This is a genomic window from Streptomyces sp. 12E, from assembly GCF_055633275.1.
Genome location: NZ_JBVNCJ010000001.1, coordinates 6,205,367 through 6,225,881 on the forward strand (window position 1 = coordinate 6,205,367; position 20,515 = coordinate 6,225,881).

The 20,515-nt window shown below is 74.6% G+C and carries 18 protein-coding genes and 1 pseudogene; 15 read left to right on the forward strand and 4 right to left on the reverse strand.

Going from position 1 to position 20,515, the window contains the following annotated elements:
- Positions 1-93: 93 nt before the first annotated feature.
- From ACZ8ZB_RS28500 to ACZ8ZB_RS28570, 15 genes and pseudogenes are all read left to right on the forward strand, one after another.
- Complete coding sequence (locus ACZ8ZB_RS28500; protein ID WP_470740483.1) at positions 94-1,146, forward strand: iron-siderophore ABC transporter substrate-binding protein; 1,053 nt, start codon at positions 94-96, stop codon at positions 1,144-1,146.
- On the forward strand, positions 1,143-2,186 hold the full coding sequence (locus tag ACZ8ZB_RS28505; RefSeq protein WP_470740484.1) for a FecCD family ABC transporter permease: 1,044 nt from the start codon (positions 1,143-1,145) through the stop codon (positions 2,184-2,186). The genes ACZ8ZB_RS28500 and ACZ8ZB_RS28505 overlap by 4 nt, the downstream gene beginning before the upstream one ends.
- Positions 2,183-3,238, forward strand: coding sequence for a FecCD family ABC transporter permease (locus ACZ8ZB_RS28510; RefSeq protein ID WP_470740485.1), 1,056 nt, complete (start codon positions 2,183-2,185; stop codon positions 3,236-3,238). The genes ACZ8ZB_RS28505 and ACZ8ZB_RS28510 overlap by 4 nt, the downstream gene beginning before the upstream one ends.
- The gene (locus ACZ8ZB_RS28515; protein WP_470740486.1) at positions 3,235-4,083 is read left to right on the forward strand and encodes an ABC transporter ATP-binding protein; all 849 of its coding nucleotides are present in this window, start codon (positions 3,235-3,237) and stop codon (positions 4,081-4,083) included. Before ACZ8ZB_RS28510 ends, ACZ8ZB_RS28515 begins: the two co-directional genes overlap by 4 nt.
- A 3-nt stretch (positions 4,084-4,086) precedes the next feature.
- Positions 4,087-5,391: an MFS transporter gene (locus ACZ8ZB_RS28520; RefSeq protein WP_470740487.1), complete on the forward strand. Its 1,305-nt coding sequence runs from the start codon at positions 4,087-4,089 to the stop codon at positions 5,389-5,391.
- 242 nt (positions 5,392-5,633) lie between these two features.
- Positions 5,634-7,463 carry a gamma-glutamyltransferase family protein gene (locus tag ACZ8ZB_RS28525; protein WP_470740488.1) on the forward strand — a complete coding sequence of 610 codons (1,830 nt, stop codon included), beginning with the start codon at positions 5,634-5,636 and terminating at the stop codon, positions 7,461-7,463.
- Positions 7,464-7,563: 100 nt separating this feature from the next.
- A complete protein-coding gene (locus tag ACZ8ZB_RS28530) occupies positions 7,564-8,409 on the forward strand; it encodes an inositol monophosphatase family protein (protein ID WP_470740489.1) in 846 nt (281 codons plus the stop codon).
- Between the two features lie 102 nt (positions 8,410-8,511).
- A complete protein-coding gene (locus ACZ8ZB_RS28535; protein WP_470740490.1) occupies positions 8,512-9,921 on the forward strand; it encodes a phytoene desaturase family protein in 1,410 nt (469 codons plus the stop codon).
- The gene (locus tag ACZ8ZB_RS28540) at positions 9,918-10,430 is read left to right on the forward strand and encodes an O-acetyl-ADP-ribose deacetylase (protein ID WP_470740491.1); all 513 of its coding nucleotides are present in this window, start codon (positions 9,918-9,920) and stop codon (positions 10,428-10,430) included. Before ACZ8ZB_RS28535 ends, ACZ8ZB_RS28540 begins: the two co-directional genes overlap by 4 nt.
- A 707-nt stretch (positions 10,431-11,137) precedes the next feature.
- The gene (locus tag ACZ8ZB_RS28545) at positions 11,138-12,454 is read left to right on the forward strand and encodes an RICIN domain-containing protein (protein WP_470740492.1); all 1,317 of its coding nucleotides are present in this window, start codon (positions 11,138-11,140) and stop codon (positions 12,452-12,454) included.
- A gap of 143 nt (positions 12,455-12,597) precedes the next feature.
- On the forward strand, positions 12,598-13,041 hold the full coding sequence (locus ACZ8ZB_RS28550) for a DUF3093 domain-containing protein (protein ID WP_470740493.1): 444 nt from the start codon (positions 12,598-12,600) through the stop codon (positions 13,039-13,041).
- An 18-nt stretch (positions 13,042-13,059) separates the two neighbouring features.
- Positions 13,060-14,208: pseudogene (locus ACZ8ZB_RS28555) on the forward strand (beta-galactosidase small subunit family protein); the annotation flags it as partial.
- 39 nt (positions 14,209-14,247) lie between these two features.
- Positions 14,248-15,102, forward strand: coding sequence for a DUF72 domain-containing protein (locus ACZ8ZB_RS28560; RefSeq protein ID WP_470740494.1), 855 nt, complete (start codon positions 14,248-14,250; stop codon positions 15,100-15,102).
- A gap of 327 nt (positions 15,103-15,429) precedes the next feature.
- Positions 15,430-16,911, forward strand: a complete 1,482-nt coding sequence (locus tag ACZ8ZB_RS28565; protein ID WP_470740495.1) for an AlkA N-terminal domain-containing protein — start codon at positions 15,430-15,432, stop codon at positions 16,909-16,911.
- 22 nt (positions 16,912-16,933) lie between these two features.
- On the forward strand, positions 16,934-17,416 hold the full coding sequence (locus ACZ8ZB_RS28570) for a methylated-DNA--[protein]-cysteine S-methyltransferase (protein WP_470740496.1): 483 nt from the start codon (positions 16,934-16,936) through the stop codon (positions 17,414-17,416).
- Here the strand turns inward: ACZ8ZB_RS28570 and ACZ8ZB_RS28575 are convergent.
- The 4 genes from ACZ8ZB_RS28575 to ACZ8ZB_RS28590 form a co-directional block, all read right to left on the reverse strand.
- Positions 17,413-18,138, reverse strand: a complete 726-nt coding sequence (locus ACZ8ZB_RS28575) for an SIR2 family NAD-dependent protein deacylase (protein WP_470740497.1) — start codon at positions 18,136-18,138, stop codon at positions 17,413-17,415. The two genes, ACZ8ZB_RS28570 and ACZ8ZB_RS28575, sit on opposite strands and share 4 nt — an antisense overlap.
- Before the next feature lie 59 nt (positions 18,139-18,197).
- Positions 18,198-18,701, reverse strand: a complete 504-nt coding sequence (locus tag ACZ8ZB_RS28580) for an NUDIX domain-containing protein (RefSeq protein ID WP_470740498.1) — start codon at positions 18,699-18,701, stop codon at positions 18,198-18,200.
- 180 nt (positions 18,702-18,881) lie between these two features.
- On the reverse strand, positions 18,882-19,247 hold the full coding sequence (locus tag ACZ8ZB_RS28585; RefSeq protein WP_470740499.1) for a hypothetical protein: 366 nt from the start codon (positions 19,245-19,247) through the stop codon (positions 18,882-18,884).
- A gap of 45 nt (positions 19,248-19,292) precedes the next feature.
- Positions 19,293-20,363, reverse strand: a complete 1,071-nt coding sequence (locus tag ACZ8ZB_RS28590) for an ADP-ribosylglycohydrolase family protein (RefSeq protein ID WP_470740500.1) — start codon at positions 20,361-20,363, stop codon at positions 19,293-19,295.
- Positions 20,364-20,515 lie beyond the last annotated feature (152 nt).

Genomic DNA, 20,515 nt, shown 5'->3' on the forward strand with positions numbered 1-20,515 from the left:
CTGTCGAAAAGACTCGATTGATCCATGAGCCCCGGCTCCATACATTGTTCAGGCAAGCCTTACCTAACTTGACTGAAAGTGGAACACGGGCCGATGAGAACCCCACGCCTGCGCGCGCTCGCCCTCGCGGTGGCCCTCCTGTCCGGACTCACCGCCTGCGGCGGCGAGTCCGGCGACACCAACGACGACAGCAGCGCCGCCGGTGCCGACGCCAAGGCCTCCGGCCGGTTCCCGGTGACGATCGAGCACGCCCTCGGCACCACGGTCGTCCCCGACAAGCCGAAGCGCGTCGCCACCGTGAACTGGGCCAACGAGGAGGTGCCGCTCGCCCTCGGCGTCGTCCCCGTCGGCATGGCCAAGGCCAACTTCGGCGACGACGACGGAGACGGCGTACTGCCCTGGACCGAGAAGCGGCTCGAGGAACTCGACGCCGAGACACCCGTCCTGTTCGACGAGACCGACGGCATCGACTTCGAGGCCGTCGCCGACACCAAGCCCGACGTCATCCTCGCCGCGTACTCCGGGCTGACCGAGCAGGACTACGAGACCCTCAGCCGGATCGCCCCCGTGGTGGCCTACCCCGAGGCCGCCTGGGCGACCCCGTGGCGCGACATCATCCGTCAGAACAGCAAGGCCATCGGACTCGCCGACGAGGGCGACAAGCTCATCGGCGACCTCGAGGGGCAGATCGGCAAGACCGCCGCCAAGTACCCCCAGCTCAAGGGCAAGACGGCGATGTTCATGACGCACGTCTCCTCCAAGGATGTCAGCCAGGTCGGCTTCTACACGACCCACGACACCCGCACCCAGTTCTTCACCGACCTCGGCATGAAGATCCCCGCCAGCGTCTCGGGGCCGTCCGAGTCGACGAAGAAGTTCGTGCTCACCAAGAGCGCCGAGCGCATCGACGACTTCAACGACGTCGACGTCATCACCGGCTACGGCGACGACACGGGCGAACTGCTCAAGGCCCTCGAGGACGACCCGCTCACCTCGAAGCTGGCAGCCGTCGAGCGGGGCTCCGTCTACCTGCTGCCCGGCAGCACCCCGCTGGCCACCGCGGCCAACCCCACCCCGCTGTCCATCCCGTACGTCCTTGAGGACTACGTGAAGGCGCTCGCCGAGGCCGCGGACAAGGTCAAGTGACCGTCGCCCCCACCCCGATCACGCCGGACGCCGTACCGACACGGCGTCCGGCGCGCGTCCGCGTCCTGTGGCTCCTCACGGTCGCCGCCGTCCTGGCCGCCGTCACGGTGGCCTCCCTCGCCCTCGGCTCCCGTGCCGTCGCCTGGTCCGACGTATGGGCGGCACTCGGCGGCGCGGAGGCCACCCTGGAGGAGGCGGCGGTCACCAGGCGCATACCGCGCACCCTCCTCGCCGTCGTCGTGGGCGCCGCCCTCGGACTCTCCGGCGCGGTCATGCAGGGAGTGACCCGCAACCCGCTGGCCGACCCCGGCATCCTCGGCGTCAACATGGGCGCCTCACTGGCCGTGGTCACCGCCATCGCCTACTTCGGGCTCGCGTCGGCGGACGGGTACATCTGGGTGGCGATGCTCGGGGCGGCGCTGACCGCCGCCTTCGTGTACGCCGTCGGCTCGCTGGGCCGCGGCGGCGCCACTCCCCTGAAACTGGCCCTCGCCGGCGCCGCCATCACGGCCGCGCTGACCTCCCTGGTGAGCGCCGTCGTCCTGCCGCGCAACGACATCTCCGACACCTTCCGGCTGTGGCAGATCGGCGGCGTCGGCGGCGCCTCCTACGGGCAGCTCGGCAGCGTCCTGCCGTTCCTCGGCGCCGGTTTCGTCATCTGCCTGGCCTCCGCCCGCGCCCTGAACTCGCTGGCCCTGGGCGACGACCTGGCCGCCGGGCTCGGCGAGCGGGTGGCCCTCGTCCGGGCCGGCGCGGCGCTCGGCGCGGTGGTGCTGTGCGGCGCCTCCACCGCCGTCGCCGGACCGATCCTCTTCGTCGGTCTCGTCGTACCGCACGTCTGCCGGCTCCTGGTGGGCGTGGACCACCGCTGGCTGCTGCCGTTCTCCGCGCTGGGCGGCGCGGTCCTCCTGACGGCCGCGGACGTGGTGGGTCGGGTCGTGGCCCGCCCGGCCGAGATCGACGTGGGGATCCTGACCGGGATCATCGGCGCCCCCTTCTTCATCCACATCGTCCGACGCCAAAAGGTCAGGTCCCTGTGAGCGCACCAGCAGTCCGCGCCCCGTCGTCCACACTGCCGGCCGTCACCCGGGCACGGGTCCGCGGCGCGCACCGGCGCCGGCTCCTCGTCCTCACGCTGCTGGTCCTCGTCGCCGGAGCGTTCGCCACGTCCCTCATGGCGGGACACACCTTCTACCCGGCCGGCGACGTGCTGCGCGTGGTCATGGGCGAGCAGGTGCCGGGAGCGTCCTTCACCGTCGGCACGCTGCGGCTGCCGCGGGCGGTGCTGGCCCTGACCGCCGGCTTCGGCTTCGGCATGGCCGGCGTCACCTTCCAGACCATGCTCCGCAACCCGCTCGCCAGCCCCGACGTCATCGGCATCACCGCGGGAGCGAGCGCGGCGGCGGCCCTCGCCATCGTGACCTTCTCGATGAGCGGGACCGGGGTGTCGGCCGTGGCGATAGCCGCGGCCCTCGGCGTGGCGCTGCTCATGTACACCCTCGCCTTCCGGGACGGGGTCGCCGGCACCCGGCTCATCCTGATCGGCATCGGCGTCGCCGCCCTGCTCGACAGCGTCACCTCCTACGTCCTGTCGGAGGCCGGCGAGTGGGACCTCCAGGAGGCGATGCGCTGGCTCACCGGCAGCCTCAACGGGACCACCTGGGGGGAGACCGTGCCCGCCGTCTTCGCCGTGCTCGTGTGCGGTCCGGTGCTGCTGTCCCGGGCCCGCGACCTGAACGCGCTGAGCCTGGGCGACGACACGGCCGCCGCGCTCGGCGTCCGCGTCGAACGCACCCGCGTCACGGTGATCGTCGCGGCCGTCGGGCTGATCGCGTTCGCCACGGCGGCGGCCGGACCGATCGCCTTCGTCGCGTTCCTCTCCGGCCCGATCGCCGCCCGGCTCACCGGAACCGGCGGCTCCCTGCTGGTCCCGGCGGGACTGGTCGGCTCCCTGCTCGTCCTGGTCGCCGACTTCACCGGCCAGTACGCCTTCGACACCCGCTACCCCGTGGGCATCGTCACCGGCGTCCTCGGCGCGCCCTACCTCGTCTACCTGATCGTCCGCACCAACCGGGCCGGAGGCTCACTGTGACCGCGTCCCACACCCTCGTCACCGAGAACCTCGCGCTCGGCTACGGCGACCGCGCCGTCATCGAGGGCCTGGACCTGGCCCTCGCGGCCGGGCGGATCACGGTGATCGTCGGCGCCAACGCCTGCGGCAAGTCGACGCTGCTGCGCGCGATGTCCCGGCTGCTGGTCCCGCGCGCGGGCAGGGTCCTCCTGGACGGCAAGGAGGTCCACCGCACCCCCGCCAAGGAACTCGCCCGCACCCTCGGCCTGTTGCCGCAGGCACCGGTCACCCCCGAGGGCATCACCGTCCTCGACCTGGTCGGCCGGGGCCGCCACCCCCACCAGCGCGCCTTCTCCCGCTGGACGGCCGAGGACGACGCCGCGGTCGCCGCCGCGCTGGAGGCCACCCACACGACCGACCTGATGGACCGGGCCGTCGACGAGCTCTCCGGCGGCCAGCGCCAGCGCGTGTGGATCGCCATGGCGCTGGCCCAGCAGACCGACCTGCTGCTGCTCGACGAGCCCACCACGTTCCTCGACATCAGTCACCAGATCGAGGTCCTCGACCTGCTGACCGACCTGAACCGGACCCGCGGCACCACGATCGTCATGGTCCTGCACGACCTCAACCTGGCCGCCCGCTATGCTGATCGGCTGATAGCCCTGGCGTCCGGGCGACTGCACGCCGCCGGAACACCCGAGGACGTGATGACCGAGGACACGGTCCGGGCCGTGTACGGCATGGAGAGCCGCGTCATCGAGGACCCGGTCTCGGGCAAGCCCCTCGTCCTGCCGATCGGACGCCACCACTCGACGGCCGCGGAGCCCCGAGCCGTATCCCCGCAGCGCGCGGCCGGGAGCCGCTGAACCATGATCAAGAAGCTTGTCGCAGTACTCCCCGACCTCACGCCCTGGCGCTCCTCCCGCGACTTCCGCCTCCTGTGGGTGCAGGGCCTGGTCACCTACCTCGGCAGCGTGATGGCGCTGATCGCGCTGCCGCTCCAGATCAAGGAACTGACCGGCTCACCGCTCGCGGTGGGCGCGATGGGCGCCGTCGAACTGGTGCCGCTGGTGGTCTTCGGCCTGTACGGCGGGGCACTCGCGGACGCGGTCGACCGGCGCAAGGTCATCGTGCTCACCGAGGCGGGGCTGGGACTGCTGGCCGTCGTCCTGCTGCTGAACGCGCTGCTGCCGCATCCCATGCTGTGGCCGCTGTACGTGGTGGCGGCCGCGGTGGCGGCGCTCGCCGGACTCCAGCGCCCCGCCCTGGACTCACTGCTGGCCCGGATCGTCCCGCACGAGCAGCTCGCCGCCGCGGCCGCGCTGAACGCCCTGCGCTGGCAGGCGGGCGCGATCGGCGGACCCGCGCTGGCCGGCCTCGTGGTGGCGTACGCGGGCAACGTCCCCGCCTACGCCACCACCGTGGTCTGCTTCTTCGCGTCGGTCCTGATGTGCCGCCGGCTCTCCCCCGTGCCGCCCGTCGAGCACGCCGCCAAGCCGTCGTTGCGCGGCATCGCCGAAGGGGCCAGGTACGCCTGGTCGCGGCCGGTGCTCCTCGGCACGTACGCGGTGGACCTGGCGGCGATGTTCTTCGCCTTCCCCAACACCATCTTCCCCTTCCTCGCCGACGAGCTCGACGCCGACTGGGCGCTGGGCCTGATGTACTCGGCGGGCGCCGTCGGGTCGCTGCTGCTGAGCCTGACCAGCGGCTGGGTCTCCCGGACGCAGCGGCACGGCCTGCTGGTGGTGTTCGGCGCCGCCGGCTGGGGCCTGGCCATGGCGGCGGCCGGCTGGACGTCGAACGTCTGGCTGGTGCTGGTGTTCCTCGGCCTGGCGGGAGCGGGGGACATGCTGAGCGGGCTCGGCCGCTCGACCATCTGGAACCAGACCATCCCCGACCGGCTGCGCGGCCGGCTCGCGGGCATCGAGGTCCTCTCCTACAGCGTCGGCCCCCAGCTAGGTCAGGTCCGCGCCGGGGCGATGGCCGGCTGGACCGGCGCCCGACCGGCGATCTGGACCGGCGGCCTCGCCTGCGTCGCCGCGGTGGGTCTGCTCGCCGCCGCGCTGCCCAGGCTCATCAGCTACGACGCCCGCACCGACGAGGACGCCCGCCGCCGCGCCGACGAGAGCGCCGGATCCGCACCGGACCGTGAGGACGCCGGCGCCGACCGGTAGCCCGCAGCCCTTCGAGGGGCTTCACTCGCGCGCCCCGGGGGACCGGCTCGGCGCGCTTCCGCCGCGCCGCTGCCCCGGAGCGCTCCCGCCGCACGGCCCGTGAAGCCGGAAGAACCGTCACCGCCCTCTTCGTGACCGGAGTCCGGTCGCCGTTCGGCCACGGAGTCACGGGTGCCGTCGCGCCGCACCCGCCCTTCACGGTTGGATGGGCCGACCGGCGCCCGCGCACACCGAGGTGAGAGATGCAGTTCACCACCCGCCCCACCCTTCAGGGCACCTTCGGCATGGTGTCCTCCACCCACTGGCTGGCCTCGCAGTCGGCGATGGCCGTGCTGGAGGACGGCGGCAACGCCTACGACGCCGCCGTGGCCGGAGCCTTCGTGCTGCACGTCGTCGAACCGCACCTCAACGGCCCGGCCGGCGAGGTGCCGATCCTGCTCGCGCCGGCCGGCGGTGAGGTACGGGTGCTGTGCGGGCAGGGCGTCGCCCCGGCCGGGGCGACCGTCGCCCACTACAAGGGGCTCGGCCTGGACCTCGTCCCCGGCACCGGACCGCTCGCCGCGGCCGTGCCCGGCGCCTTCGACGCCTGGATGCTCCTGCTGCGCGACCACGGCACCAAGGCCCTCGCCGACGTCCTGAAGCACGCCATCGGGTACGCCGAGGACGGACACCCGCCCGTGGAGCGCGTCGGCGAGACCGTCGAGACCGTACGCGAGCTGTTCGAGACGGAGTGGACCTCCTCGGCCGAGGTGTACCTGCCCGGCGGCCGGGCCCCGCGCCCCGGCGAGCTGCTGCGCAACCCCGTCCTCGCCGCCACCTGGAAGCGGCTGCTCGCCGAGGTCGCCGGGGCCGGCGACCGGGAGGCGCAGATCGACGCCGCGCGGGAGGTGTGGCGGACCGGGTTCATCGCCGAGGCGCTGGTCCGGCAGGCCGGGCGCCCGACCCTGGACACCAGCGGGGAGCGCCGCACCGGCACGCTGACCGCCGCCGACCTCGCCGGCTGGTCCGCCACCTACGAGACCCCGGTGACGTACGACTGGAACGGCTGGACCGTGTGCAAGGCCGGTCCCTGGAGCCAGGGCCCGGTCCTGCTCCAGCAACTCGCCCTGCTCCCGCCGGAACTGCCCCGCTACGGCTCCGCCGACTACGCGCACCTGCTGATCGAGGGCTGCAAGCTCGCCATGGCCGACCGCGAGGCCTGGTACGGGGACGCGGCCGAGGTGCCGCTGGACGACCTGCTGTCGGCCGAGTACAACGCCGAGCGGCGGGCCGGGATCGGCCCCCGCGCCTCCCACGGCCTGCGGCCCGGCAGCCCCGGCGGGCGCACCCCCCGGCTGAGCGCCCACGCGTGCGTGGTGGCCACCGAGCCGCCCGGCTCCAGCCCGATGGGCGTCGGCGAGCCCACCGTCGCCAAGAGCCCCACGTCCCCCGTGTCCGGCGAACCCGACGTCTTCGCCGACGGGGGCACCCGCGGCGACACCTGCCACCTGGACGTCGTCGACCGCTGGGGCAACATGATCGCGGCCACCCCCAGCGGCGGCTGGCTCCAGTCCAACCCCGTCGTGCCCGAACTGGGCTTCCCGCTCGGCACCCGGCTGCAGATGACGTGGCTGGAGGAGGGTCTCCCCAACACCCTCACCCCCGGCCGCCGCCCCCGCACCACCCTCACCCCGTCCATGGCCCTGCGCGACGGGGTGCCCGTCATGGCGTTCGGCACGCCCGGCGGGGACCAGCAGGACCAGTGGCAGCTGCACTTCTTCCTCGCGGTCGCCCTGCGCGAGCGGGTGCGCGGCGGACTCGACCTCCAGGGCGCCGTCGACGCCCCCAACTGGCACAACGACAGTTTCCCCGGCTCCTTCTACCCGCGGGGCATGCGCCCCGGCAGCGTCACCGTCGAGTCCCGCACGGACCCGGCGGTGGTGGCGGAGCTGCGCCGCCGCGGCCACGCGGTGACCGTCGGCGACGCCTGGTCGGAGGGCAGGCTCTGCGCCGTCGCCCGGGACCCGGCCACCGGCGTCCTCTCCGCGGCGGCCAACCCGCGCGGCATGCAGGGCTACGCGGTGGGTCGCTGAGCCCACGACACCGAGGGCGGGCACCCCATTTTCCTCCCGATTCCACCGGGAGTGCACCGGGCGGGTGGGGATTGTCAGTGGCGCGTGCTCTCATGGAGGCATGATCGAGACCAACGAAACCATCGACGAGTTTCTCGCCCGGCACACCTCCGACGTGGAGGAACTGGTCCGCAAGGCCGCGGCGAAGGAGATCGTGCCGCGCTGGCGGCGGCTCGCCGACCACGAGGTGGACCTCAAGGCCGGCCCGCACGACCTGGTGACGGACGCCGACCGCAACGCCGAGCTGTACCTCACGGACGCGCTCGCCGCCCTGCTGCCCGGTTCGGCCGTGGTCGGCGAGGAGGCGGTGCACGCCAACCCGGCGTCGTACGAGGCGATACAGGACGAGGCGCCGGTGTGGATCATCGACCCCGTCGACGGCACCCGCCAGTTCGTGCACGGCGACACCGGCTTCTGCACCCTGGTCGCCCTCGCCCGGGGCGGAGTCGTGCACGCCTCCTGGACCTACGCCCCCGCCCGCGACCAGTTCGCCACGGCCGTGCGGGGACGGGGCGCGCACCTCGACGGCGAGCGGCTGCGCGCGGGCTCCCCGGAACCCGGCCGCGAGCTCCGCGTGGCCACCTCCCACCCGGACTACACCACGGACGAGCAGAAGCGCGCCCTGCTCGGCCTGTGGACGGACGGCGTGGCCCCCCGCGCCTGCGGCTCGGCCGGCCTGGAATACCTGGCCGTCGCCCGCGGCGAGTCCGACGCGGTCGCCTTCTCCTGGGAGGCCGCGTGGGACCACGCGGCCGGTCTGCTCCTCGTGGAGGAGGCGGGCGGCGCCCACCTCACCCGTGCGGGCGAGCCCTTCGGCATCAGGGGCGGCAACACCCTGCCCTTCACCGCGGCCCGCGACGCGGCCACGGCCCGCCGGGTGGTGGAACTGCTGGCGGGCGGAGCCTGACACCGCATGCCTCGCCCACGGCCCCGGGAGCACGCCGGCGGCCCGGCATATCCTGATCCCCCAGTGGCCGTCGGCTGACGAAGGAGTCCGAAGGTGCCGTCGATGCTCGATGCGGTCGTGGTGGGTGCGGGGCCGAACGGGCTGACCGCTGCCGTCGAGTTGGCCCGGCGCGGCTTCTCGGTGGCCCTGTTCGAGGCGAAGGACACCGTCGGCGGCGGCGCCCGCACCGAGGAACTCACCCTCCCCGGCTTCCGCCACGACCCGTGCTCCGCAGCCCACCCCCTCGCCGTCAACTCGCCCGCGTTCCGCGCACTGCCCCTGGAGCGCTACGGACTTCAGTGGCTGCACCCGGACCTCCCCATGGCGCACCCCTTCCCGGACGGCACGGCGGCCGTGCTGTCCCGGTCGGTCGGGGAGACGGCCGCCTCCTTCGGACCGCGCGACGCCGGCGCCTACCGGCGCCTCGTCGCACCCTTCCTGTCCAAGTGGGACACCCTGGCCCGCGACTTCATGTCGCTGCCGCTGACCGCGCTGCCCCGCGACCCGGTCACCCTCGCCCGCTTCGGCCTGGCCGGCCTGCCCCCGTCGACGTGGCTCACGCGCCGCTTCCGCGACCAACGGGCCCGCACCCTGTTCGCCGGCCTCGTCGCCCATGTCATGGCCCCCCTCGACGGCTTCGCCACCGGCGCCGTCGGGCTGGTCTTCGCCCTCGCCGCGCACGCCCGCGGCTGGCCCGTCGCCCGCGGCGGCTCCCAGGCGATCTCCGACGCCCTCGCCGCGTATCTCGAGGACCTCGGCGGCGGCATCCACACCGACTACGAGGTCAAGCGCCTCGACGACCTGCCGCCGGCCCGGGCGTACGTCTTCGACACCTCGCCCACCGCCCTGGCCCGCATCGCGGGTTTCGGCGACCACTACGCGAACTACCGCTACGGCCCCGGCGTCTTCAAGATCGACTACGCGCTGGACGGCCCCGTCCCCTGGACCGCGCCCCAGGCCCGCACCGCCGGCACCGTGCAGATCGGCGCGGACAGCGGCGAGATCGCCGCCGCCCTGCGCGCCGCCTCCCGCGAGGGCCGCGCCCCCGACGCGCCCTTCCTCATCACCGTGCAGCCCGGCGTCGCCGACCCCACCCGGGCCCCGGCCGGCAAGCAGGTCTTCTGGGCGTACGGCCATGTGCCGAACGGCTGGACCGGCGACCTCACCGACGCCATCGAGCGCCAACTGGAGCGCTACGCCCCGGGTTTCCGCGACCGCGTCCTGGCCCGCGCCACCGCGGGACCGCCCGAACTCGCCGCCCGCAACGCCAACTACGTCGGCGGCGACATCGCCTCCGGCGCGGCCTCCGGACTCCAGCTCCTGCTGCGTCCCACACTCTCCCTCTCCCCCTACACGACCCCGCACCCGGCCGTCTTCATCTGCTCGTCGGCCACCCCGCCCGGCCCCGGCGTGCACGGCATGTCGGGACACAACGCGGCGAAGGCCGTCTGGAGGAGGCTGCGCCGGACATGACCACCACGATCACGCTCGTCCAGGGCGACATCACCCGCCAGAGCGCCGACGCGATCGTCAACGCGGCCAACTCCTCCCTGCTCGGCGGGGGAGGCGTGGACGGCGCGATCCACCGCCGGGGCGGACCGGGGATCCTGGCCGAATGCCGCGCCCTGCGCGCCTCCCGGTACGGCAGGGGCCTGCCCACCGGGCAGGCGGTCGCCACCACCGCGGGCCGCCTCGACGCCCGCTGGGTGATCCACACCGTCGGTCCGGTGCACCAGGGCCCGGACAGCGATCCCGAGCCGCTCGCCTCCTGCTACCGGGAGTCGCTCCGCGTGGCCGACGAACTGGGCGCCCGGACGGTCGCGTTCCCGGCGATCTCCACCGGCGTGTACCGGTGGCCGATGGACGACGCGGCCCGCATCGCGGTGGAGACGGTGCGGAGCACGCCGACCGCCGTCGAAGAGGTGAGGTTCGTCCTCTTCGACGACCGGGCGTACGGAGCGTTCGCCCGGCGGCTCGGCTGACGGGAACCAGGACGAGCCCGCGGAGGGCCACCCGCGGGGGCGCGGTCGCCGCGCCGCTCCCGGGAGCGGACGCCCCCGATGGCCGGCCCGCCGGTGACCCGGTGCCCCTGCCGCACGTCCCCAGCGGCGGCGGAGCCGCCCCACCACGAGTCGCCCGTGTCCGAGGAGGACCCGCGCACCGCGCGGTCAGCACACCGGTACCGCGCCGCCCTCGTCGTCCCGGTCGTCGTCCCGGCCGTCGCCGGTACCGCCTGACGGGCGCCGGGACCCGCCACCGCCCCGGTCACGGCGCCGGCGGGTCCCGCCGGCGCGCCGCGGGACGGAGAGAAGGTGACCGGGAGGGAACGCGCGGGGGCCGGTGAGGTGACGTCGCGGACGTCCTGCCGGTCATCTGCCCCCACTACGGTGCCGCAGTGGCCGTGAACCGATCCGATTCCGCCGTCGTGGAGGCGAGGACACGGCACCCCGTACGCGGTGTGGTGCTCGGCGAGCGCGGGGGACGGCGCGAGGCCGGCCCCTTCCCCCGCGCCGCAAGCCGTACCTTCCGGCCGGACGGACAGCCGGCCGCCGGCGGCGGTCGCCCCGGACCGCTTCGTGCCCGTCCTCCCCGGCGGAAGCCGGTGGTGTTCCGGGCCCGGCACCGCGCCCCGGCCGCGGGGCACCGCGAGCGTGCGGCAGACAACCGTGAGACCGAAGGAGAACGAACGATGTCACGGCAGAACAGGCCGGTCGGCGGCGAGTCCGCCCGCCCGGCCGGCGCCGACGGCGGGCCACCGGTCCGTCGCGCGGTGGTGCTGTCCCCGGTGGGCGACGACGTGGAGCAGGCCGTGCTGCGGCCCGCCCCGCGCCGCGGCGCGGCCACCGCGAGCGCCGACGCCGCCGCAGCCGAAGGCGCCGCCAGGGCCGGCGAGAGCGGCCGGGGCGGGACGGAAACCCCCTCCGCCGCCACGGCCGGATCCGGGACGGCCTCGGCCGCGAACGAGCCGGAGGCACGGGAAGAGGCCGCGGAACCGGGTACGGACCGCGGGGAACGGCCGGAGACGGCGGCGGGCACCGCCACACCGGCCCGTACCGCGGCCTCCCGGTCCGGACTGGCTGCCGCGCTCGGTGGCGCCCGCGGGGCCGGCAGGGGGAGCGGCGACGGTGACGGCGACGGTGCGCCGGGGCGGCCGAAGGCCCCCATGCTGGCCGCCGCGGGGATCGCCGGGGTGATCCTGCTCGCCGTACCGCTGCTGATCATGGCCGGTGACGACCGGGACGAGCGGCCCGGGAGCCGGGCCGACGCGGCTGCCGACTCCCGGGCGCTGCTCGACGGCCGGGAGGAACAGCAGCAGCCGGGCGTCTATGCCGCGGAGCCCTCGAAGGGCGGTGCTCCGGCGGACTCGGCGAAGGGCGGGGAAGGCGACGACGAGAAGGACGGGAAGAAGACGGAGGACGGGAAACGGACGGAGGACGGGAAGCGGACGGAGGACGGGAAGGCGGAGACGAAGGGCGGCGGCGAGGCGTCCCCGGACGGCTCCGGCCCCGTCGCCGGCGCGGGCCCGCAGGCCGCCACGGAGAGGAGGAAGGAGGAGGACACGGCGGAGGAACCGGCCCGGCAGGCCGAGAAGAGGGCGGACACGACGGCCACCGTGGCCACCGCCCGGATCGTCAGCGCCGACACCGGCAAGTGCCTGACCGCGAGTCACCGGGGAGCCGGGGCGGAACTGGTCATCCAGCCCTGTGGGGCCTCGACGGGCGCCCAGACCTGGTCCTTCCACGACGCCGACAGGACCCTGCGCATCGGCGAGGACCTGTGCATGGGGCTGGACGGCGGGTCGGTGGAGAAGGAGACGGCCGTCCTGCTGCAGCGGTGCGACGGGTCGAGCGGACAGAAGTTCAAGATCAACAGCACCGAGGACCTGGTGTCGCTCAAGGCCGGCGACAAGTGCGTCGACGTGTGGTGGGGCAAGGAGGCCAACGGCACGCCGGTCAAGCTGTGGCCCTGCACCGGCACCGCCAACCAGACCTGGCGGCGCGGCTGATGCCGCCCTCCGGGCGCTCCCGCGCGAGCGCCCGGGGCCCGTCCACCGGGTCGGCCGACGCGGCCGAGGGCCGGCGTCGTACGGGACACCGTGAGGCACCCTCCGGCCGCGAGCCGTGACACGGGGGATGACAGGGTGGGGCCATGCGTCTGTACGAAGAACGACTCGGCGTGCCGCGCACGTGGTTCTGGCTCGCCGCCCTGCCGGGTGTGATGGCCGCCCTCGTCCTGTTGCCCCTGGGACCCCTGGCCGCCGCCGGCGGACTGACGGCCGTGGTGGTCCTCACCGCGCTGGGGCTGCGCGCCTACGGAGCCGCCCGCATCGTCGTGACGGGCAGTCACCTCACGGCGGGCTCGATGCGACTGCCCGTCACCTCCCTGGGGATGACCGAGATCCTGGACGCCGAGGAGGCGTTCCTCTGGCGCACCCGACGGTCGGACGGCCGTGCGGCGATGCTGTTGCGCAGCTACGTCCCGACGGCCGTGCGCATCGAGATAGACGACCCGGACGCTCCCGAGCCCTACCTCTACCTCTCCACCCGTCAACCGGTCACGCTCCTCGCGGTGCTGTCCTTCGCCCGTCGCTGACGGCCGGGACGGACGGCAGGGCGGCTGACCCGGGACCAGCTGGACGTGCCGCCGCTGTCCGGGAAGGACGTCACCCTGCCCGTACGCCTGCCGAAGGACCCCGGCCCCGGCACGGAGTACTTCCTCAACCTCTCCTTCACCACACGGGAGTCCACGAAGTGGGCCGGGGCGGGCTTCGAGGTGGCCCGGCAACAGCTCCCGCTCGACGCCGCGAGCCCGGCCGTGACCCCCGTACCCCTGTCACGCGTCCCGGCCCTGCGCCACGAGGAACGGGAGAAGGACGTCCGGATCACCGGCAGGGGCTTCTCGGTCACCGTCGACAAGGGCAGCGGCACCATCACCTCCTACGAGGCGATGGGCGCCCGCCTGATCACCTCCGGCCCCGTGCCCAACTTCTGGCGGGCGCCCACCGACAACGACCACGGCAACGGCCAGCACCTCCGCAACCGGACCTGGCGCGACGCCGGCACCCGGCGGAAGGTCACCGACGTCACCGTGCGGGCCCTCGGCGGGCGGGCCGTCGGGATCACGGTCCGCGGCACGCTGCCCACCACCGTGGAATCGGCGTACACCACCGCCTACACGGTGTTCGGCAACGGCGAGATCAAGGTCGACAACACCCTGCACCCGGGCGCGGCGGACCTGCCGTACATCCCGGAGGTCGGCACGCTGCTGTTCCTGCCGCGCCGCCTGGACCGCCTGCACTACTACGGCCGCGGCCCCGAGGAGAACCACTGGGACCGCAACACCGGCACCGACGTGGGCCGTCACACGTCGACCGTGGCCGGCCAGTGGACCCCCTACATCCGCCCGCAGGAGAACGGCAACAGGACCGACGTCCGCTGGGCCGCCCTGACCGACGGCAGGGGCCGCGGCCTGCTGGTGTCGGGCGAGCCCCTCCTGGAGATCAACGCCTCGCACTTCACCCCGGAGGACCTGTCGGCCGGCGTCCGGCACGACTACCAGCTGACCCCGCGGGACGCGGTCGTCCTGCGGGTCAACCACCGCCAGATGGGCGTCGGCGGCGACAACAGCTGGGGCGCGCACACCCACGACGAGTTCAAGCTCTTCGCCGACCGCGACTACGCGTACACCTACCGCCTGCGCCCGCTGCCGGACGTGGACGGGGCGACGGCGGCCTCGCGCCGGCCCACGGCGACCGAGTAGGGGGACACACTCCCGGGAGCCCGGGGTAACCGGGCTCCCATGGGTGACATTCTGGTCGGGGCCTGTTCGTGGACGGACCGCATGCTCGTGACGAGCGGCTGGTATCCGCCCGGCCGGCGGGACGCCGAGGGCCGGCTGCGGCACTACGCCTCCAGGCTGCCCGTCGTCGAGGTGGACTCCGGCTACTACGCGCTGCCCCGCCGCCGCAACAGCGAGCTGTGGGTGGAGCGCACACCGGAGGGCTTCCGCTTCGACGTCAAGGCGTTCTCGCTGCTGACCGGCCACCCCACCCGGCCGCAGGCGCTCCCCGCCGACCTGCGGGACCGGCCGGTGGACGGCGCCCTCCTCGACGAGGTGTGGAGGAGGTTCGCGGAGGCGGTGGAGCCGCTGCGCGCGGCCGGGCGGCTGGGCGCCGTGCTGTTCCAGTTCCCGCCCTGGCTCGCGCCCGGAGCTTCGGCCGAGCGGACGCTGGAGGAGTGCGCGCGGCGCACGGCCGGCTGGCCGCTCGCCGTCGAGTTCCGGCATCCCGCGTGGTGGGAGGCGGGGCGTGCCGAGGACACCCTCGCGCTGCTGTCCGCGCTGGACGCGACGGCCGTCGGCGTGGACATGGCCCAGGGGCTCACCGGCTCCCTCCCGCCCGTCGCGCCCGTCAGCCGTCCCGCCCTCGGCGTCGTACGGTTCCACGGCCGCAGCAGGGCGTGGGGGAGGGGCGGCAAGGAGGACCGCTTCCGCCACGACTACGACGCGGCCGAGCTCGCCGCCTGGGTCCCCCGGCTGCGCCGCGCGGCGCGGCGGACGGACGAGCTGCACGTGCTGTTCAACAACTGCTGCGCGGACGCCGCCGTACGCGCCGCCGAGACCATGCGGGAGCTGCTCGCCACGAGGCGTCACTGAACCCCGGCCGCAGCCGCTGCCCGTGGTGTACGGCCCGGCCGGGCGGTCCGGCGGCACGGTCGTCGTGCGGCGCGCGGCACGGAACGCCCCGGCGCTCACCGGCCACCGGGCCCGGACGGCGCAGCAGCCGCGGCCGGTGCGAGCAGGCCGACCGCTCCGTGCCCGCCTCCGCCACCGGCAGCGGACCCCGCGCCCCCGTGCGGGCCGGTCCGAACGGGCCGTGACCGCTGCGCGCGTCGGCACGGTGATCCGGACAGCCGCAGCACACGTGACGTCGATGTCGGATTCCCGCCGGACCGGGGCCCGGCCGTGCCCGATCCTTGAGGCATGCAGAAGGGGATGCACACCGACACCGAGCGCTGCGTGCGCGCCGTGCGGTCCAAGGACGCGCGGTTCGACGGCTGGTTCTTCACCGCCGTCCTGACCACCGGCATCTACTGCCGGCCCAGCTGCCCGGTGGTCCCGCCCAAGCCCGGGAACATGGTCTTCCACCCGAGCGCGGCGGCCTGCCAGCAGGCCGGATTCCGGGCCTGCAAACGCTGCCGGCCCGACACCAGCCCCGGCTCACCGGAGTGGAACCACCGCGCCGACGCGGTGGCCCGCGCCATGCGGCTGATCGCCGACGGCGTCGTGGACCGCGAGGGCGTCCCCGGCCTCGCCGCCCGGCTCGGCTACAGCACCCGGCAGGTCGAACGCCAGCTCCTCGCCGAGCTGGGCGCGGGCCCCCTCGCACTCGCCCGCGCCCAGCGCGCCCGGACCGCGCGGCTGCTCATCGAGACCACGGGCCTGCCGATGGCGCAGATCGCCTTCGCGGCCGGCTTCTCCTCCGTCCGCACCTTCAACGACACCGTCCGCGAGGTCTACGCGCTCGCCCCGGGCGAGCTGCGCTCCCGGGCGCCGGGGCAGGTCTCCCGCGGCGCCCCCGGAACGCTCTCCCTGCGCCTGCCGTTCCGCGCCCCGCTCAACCCCGACAACCTCTTCGGCCACCTCGCCGCCACCGCCGTGCCCGGCGTGGAGGAGTGGCGGGACGGCGCCTACCGACGCACCCTGCGCCTGCCGTACGGACACGGCATCGTGGCGCTCACCCCGCGCTCCGACCACATCGCCTGCCGCCTCACCCTCGGCGACCCCCGCGACCTCACCGTCGCCATCAGCCGCTGCCGCCGCCTGCTGGACCTGGACGCCGACCCGGTCGCCGTCGACGAGCAGCTGCGCACGGACCCGGTCCTCGCGCCCCTCGTCGACAAGGCGCCCGGCCGCCGCGTGCCGCGCACGGTCGACGCGGCGGAGTTCGCCGTCCGGGCCGTCCTCGGCCAGCAGGTCTCCACGGCCGCCGCCCGCACCCACGCGGACCGCCTGGTCACCGCGCACGGCACACCCGTGGACGACCCCGAGGGCGGCCTCACCCACCTCTTCCCGTCCCCCGGAGCGCTGGCCGCGCTCGACCCCGAAACCCTCGCCCTGCCCCGCGCCCGCCGCACCACGCTCACCACCCTCGTACGCCGGCTCGCCGACGGGGACCTCCGGCTGGGCGCCGACAGCGACTGGTCCGAGACCCGTGCCCTGCTCCTCGCCCTCCCCGGCTTCGGCCCCTGGACGGCCGACGTCATCGCCATGCGGGCGCTCGGCGACCCCGACGCCTTCCTCCCCACCGACCTCGGCGTCCGCCGCGCCGCCCGCGGACTGGGCCTGCCCTCCACCCCGGCCGCCCTCACCGCACGCGCGGCGGCCTGGCGGCCCTGGCGGGCGTACGCGGTCCAGTACCTGTGGGCGACGGACAGCCACCCCGTCAACTTCCTGCCGACCTGAAGGAACCAGGGAATCCCAGCCGATGAAGCAGCACACCGTGACCGACAGCCCCTACGGCCCGCTGACGCTCGTCGCCGACGACGGCGTCCTGTGCGGCCTCTACATGACCGGCCAGCGCCACCGCCCGCCCGAGGAGACCTTCGGTTCCCCCGACGACACCCCCTTCGCCGAGGCGCGGGAGCAGCTCGCGGCCTACTTCGCGGGCGAGTTGAAGGAGTTCACCCTCGAACTGCGCCTGCACGGCACCCCGTTCCAGCGCCGCGTCTGGGAGCAGCTGACCCGCATCCCGTACGGCGAGACCCGCACCTACGGCCGGCTCGCCGACGTCCTCGGCAATCCCAGGGCCGCACGCGCGGTGGGCCTCGCCAACGGCCGCAACCCGATCGGCATCGTCGTCCCCTGCCACCGCGTCATCGGCGCGGGCGGCGGCCTCACCGGCTACGGCGGCGGCCTGGAGCGGAAGCGGCGCCTGCTGGACCTCGAGCGCTCAGCCGCCCTGTTCTAGGCGGCGATCCGGCGCAGCAGCGCCGGCAGCGAGGTGCCGATCGGCTCGCGGATCACCTCGTCGGCGAGGCCGTCGTACGGGGTGGGCTCCGCGTTGACGACGATCAGGCGGGCCCCGTGGCCGGCGGCCACCTCCGCGAGTCCGGCGGCGGGGTGGACCCGGAGGCTGGTCCCGGCGGCGATGAAGACCGTGCACGCCTTGCTGACCGCCGCCGCCTCGCCGAGCACCACGGGATCGAGGTGCTCGCCGAACATCACCGTCGCCGGCTTGAGGACGCCGCCGCAGTCCAGACACGGCGGATCGTCCTCACCGGCCCCGACGCGGGCGAGGGCGTCCACCATCGGGCCGCGCGCCCGGCACGTGACGCACACCACGCTCCGTACCGAGCCGTGGAGTTCGAGCACCTTGCGGTCCGGCATCCCGGCGAGCTGGTGCAGCCCGTCCACGTTCTGCGTGATCACCCGCACCGGCACGCCCGAGCGCTCCAGCTCGACCACGGCGAGGTGCGCGGCGTTCGGCTCGGCGGCGAGCGCGAAGTTCGCGCGCCGCATCCGCCAGGAGCGGCGGCGGATCTCCGGGTCGCCCATGTAGTACTCGTACGTCACGAGCTTCTCGGCACCCGGGTCGCGGCGCCACAGTCCGTTCGGCCCGCGGTAGTCCGGGATGCCGGAGTCCGTGCTGACACCGGCACCGGTGAGAAGGGCGACGAGGGGCTTGCTCATGCGGCCGAGGGTAGGTCGCGGGGCGCCGGTCCGGCGAGCGGATATCGCCCCGGGCCGGCTCAGCGCACCCGGTACCCGTCCTCCAGCTCCGCGGTCCCCGAACCGTCGGCGAGGACGTCCAGCGCGGCCGACACCCGGCGGCCCAGGGAGCCGTGGAGGTACTCGGCGAGTTCGCCGCGCGGCACCAGCCGCCAGGACAGCAGCTCCGACTCCTGCAGCCGGATCGCCGCGAGATCGTCCGCGCCGAGCACGCCACCGTCGTACAGGTACGCCACCACCGGCGGCCGGCCCGGCCCGCGCACCCAGTCCACCGCCAGCAGCCGCCCCGGCTCCCGGTCCAGCCCGATCTCCTCGGCCGTCTCCCGCCGCGCCCCCTCGCGCGGGCTCTCCCCGTCGTCCGACTCGACCGTCCCGCCGGGCAGCACCCACCCCTCCCGGTAGTTCGGCTCGACGAGCAGCACCCGCCCCTCCGCGTCCCGGAGGAGGACGGCGGCGCCGGCGAGGACACGGGGGAGGGAGGCGATGTAGGCGGCGTAGTCCTGGACGGGCTCGGTGGTGGTCATGCCCGGAAGGGTAACCGCGGCGCCGGGCACCGCCGCGGGAACGGAGCCGGGCCCGCGGGGCGCACGGCAGCACACGCCGGTCCCGTGACCGACGCCGGAGGCGCACGCGCCGGGGCACATCGCTGCGTGCTTCCGCGCGGGCGCGAAGCCGGCCGGAGCGGCGGTCCGGACCGGCGCCCGTCAACCGCCTGCACGCGGACGCCGACGCCCTCGGCGAAGACGGCGCCGCATCCGGTGACGGACGATCCACCCGCGGCACTCGCTTCCCGCGCCCAGGACCAGCAGCGAAACGAGAAGTGCGGCCAACACCGCCTGGGACGCGCAGGACACCCGCAGGCCGGCCCGGCAGAGGCCGTAACCGGTCGCCGCCAGGCAAGCCGGCCCCACGCTCAGGACCAGGAACAACCGGCCCCTCGCACCGGGGACGGGCCCTTGCTCGGCAGCCCACTTCTTCAGGCCCTCGACGAACCAGAAGGCGACCAGCGCGGCCACCTCGAGCCCCGACAACAGGACCGCCGACCCCACGTCCACGACCCACCGCACCATGGGCACCATGCTGGAACGGACGGACGGCGGCGCGCCTGAGTACGGCTACTCGGTTCGGGCCAGGCGCAGCGTGCGTTCCGCCAGCTCGCTGATGCGTACCCCGTCGAAGCCGAAGACCGCGCTGCGGACCGTGTCCTGGAGGGGCTCCTTCCACTGGTCGGGGACGGCGGAGGCGCCGCACAGCACCCCGGCCACCGACCCCGCCGTGGCGCCGTTGGAGTCGGTGTCCAGGCCGCCGCGCACGGTCAGGGCGATGGTCGAGGTGAAGTCGCCGTCGCCGTACAGCAGACCGGCGGTGAGCACGGCCGCGTTCGGGACCGTGTGGATCCAGCCGAGGCCCGCCGTCTCCCGGGCGAGCGTCGTGAGCGTGTCCTCCCAGGCCAGCCCGGCCTCGTGCAGGGACGCCACCCGGCGCACGGTGCGGGCCAGGCGGCTGCTCACCGGGATCACCGTCAGCGCCTCGTCCACCGCGTGCCGCACCGTGGGCGCCGTGAACGCGGCCGAGACCAGCGCCGCCGCCCACATCGCGCCGTACACCCCGTTCCCCGTGTGGGACAGCACCGCGTCCCTGCGGGCCAGCGAGGCGGCGCGGCGCGGGGCGCCCGGGGAGGTCCAGCCGTGGATGTCCGCGCGGATGAGGGCGCCGATCCACTCCTGGAAGGGGTTGTCGTAGGTGGCCGTGAGCGGGGGCTTGAGGCCGTTCGCGAGGTTGCGGTAGGCCGCCCGTTCCGCCGTGAAGGTCTGCAGGTAAGGCAGCCGCAGCAGCCACAGGTCGCCCACCTGCTCGGTGCTGAAGGCGAAGCCGTGGGTCTCCAGCAGGTCGAGGCCGAGGATCGCGTAGTCGACGTCGTCGTCCCGGCAGCTGCCGTGGACGCGGCCACGGACGCAGGACCGCCACTCGGGGCGCAGGTCGAGGCCCTCGCTCTCGGTCGGCGGCCCGGGGAGGTAGTCGGTCAGGGGGAGGGCGTCCGCCCGCCGCAGGTAGCGGTCGATGCGCTCACGCGTCCACACCTCGCCCTGCTCCACCGGCTTGCCGAGCATGTTGCCCGCGATCCGGCCCAGCCAGCCCCCGAGGACGCGGTCGGCGAGTCCCGGCCCCGTGTGCACAGTGCTCATGGAACCAGGTCTACCCGGTCCGGGGCGGTTTCACGGGCCGTTCCACGGGCCGTTCCACGGGCTGGGCAGGGCATGGCGGCCACCGTGCCCGCCGGTTAAGGTCACAGCGGCGCGACTGGCCTTGACATGTGCGCGAGGCCCGGAGAACGAGG

What these genes read in the sequence shown, in the direction of transcription:
- ACZ8ZB_RS28525 (WP_470740488.1), top strand. Translation starts at nt 5,634, where the DNA reads ATGCAGTTCACCACCCGCCCCACCCTTCAGGGCACCTTCGGCATGGTG.
- ACZ8ZB_RS28570 (WP_470740496.1), top strand. Translation starts at nt 16,934, where the DNA reads ATGAAGCAGCACACCGTGACCGACAGCCCCTACGGCCCGCTGACGCTC.
- ACZ8ZB_RS28585 (WP_470740499.1), bottom strand. Translation starts at nt 19,247, where the DNA reads ATGGTGCGGTGGGTCGTGGACGTGGGGTCGGCGGTCCTGTTGTCGGGG.
- ACZ8ZB_RS28590 (WP_470740500.1), bottom strand. Translation starts at nt 20,363, where the DNA reads ATGAGCACTGTGCACACGGGGCCGGGACTCGCCGACCGCGTCCTCGGG.
- ACZ8ZB_RS28575 (WP_470740497.1), bottom strand. Translation starts at nt 18,138, where the DNA reads ATGAGCAAGCCCCTCGTCGCCCTTCTCACCGGTGCCGGTGTCAGCACG.
- ACZ8ZB_RS28550 (WP_470740493.1), top strand. Translation starts at nt 12,598, where the DNA reads ATGCGTCTGTACGAAGAACGACTCGGCGTGCCGCGCACGTGGTTCTGG.
- ACZ8ZB_RS28545 (WP_470740492.1), top strand. Translation starts at nt 11,138, where the DNA reads ATGTCACGGCAGAACAGGCCGGTCGGCGGCGAGTCCGCCCGCCCGGCC.
- ACZ8ZB_RS28520 (WP_470740487.1), top strand. Translation starts at nt 4,087, where the DNA reads ATGATCAAGAAGCTTGTCGCAGTACTCCCCGACCTCACGCCCTGGCGC.
- ACZ8ZB_RS28565 (WP_470740495.1), top strand. Translation starts at nt 15,430, where the DNA reads ATGCAGAAGGGGATGCACACCGACACCGAGCGCTGCGTGCGCGCCGTG.
- ACZ8ZB_RS28500 (WP_470740483.1), top strand. Translation starts at nt 94, where the DNA reads ATGAGAACCCCACGCCTGCGCGCGCTCGCCCTCGCGGTGGCCCTCCTG.
- ACZ8ZB_RS28535 (WP_470740490.1), top strand. Translation starts at nt 8,512, where the DNA reads ATGCTCGATGCGGTCGTGGTGGGTGCGGGGCCGAACGGGCTGACCGCT.
- ACZ8ZB_RS28560 (WP_470740494.1), top strand. Translation starts at nt 14,248, where the DNA reads ATGGGTGACATTCTGGTCGGGGCCTGTTCGTGGACGGACCGCATGCTC.
- ACZ8ZB_RS28530 (WP_470740489.1), top strand. Translation starts at nt 7,564, where the DNA reads ATGATCGAGACCAACGAAACCATCGACGAGTTTCTCGCCCGGCACACC.
- ACZ8ZB_RS28580 (WP_470740498.1), bottom strand. Translation starts at nt 18,701, where the DNA reads ATGACCACCACCGAGCCCGTCCAGGACTACGCCGCCTACATCGCCTCC.
- ACZ8ZB_RS28540 (WP_470740491.1), top strand. Translation starts at nt 9,918, where the DNA reads ATGACCACCACGATCACGCTCGTCCAGGGCGACATCACCCGCCAGAGC.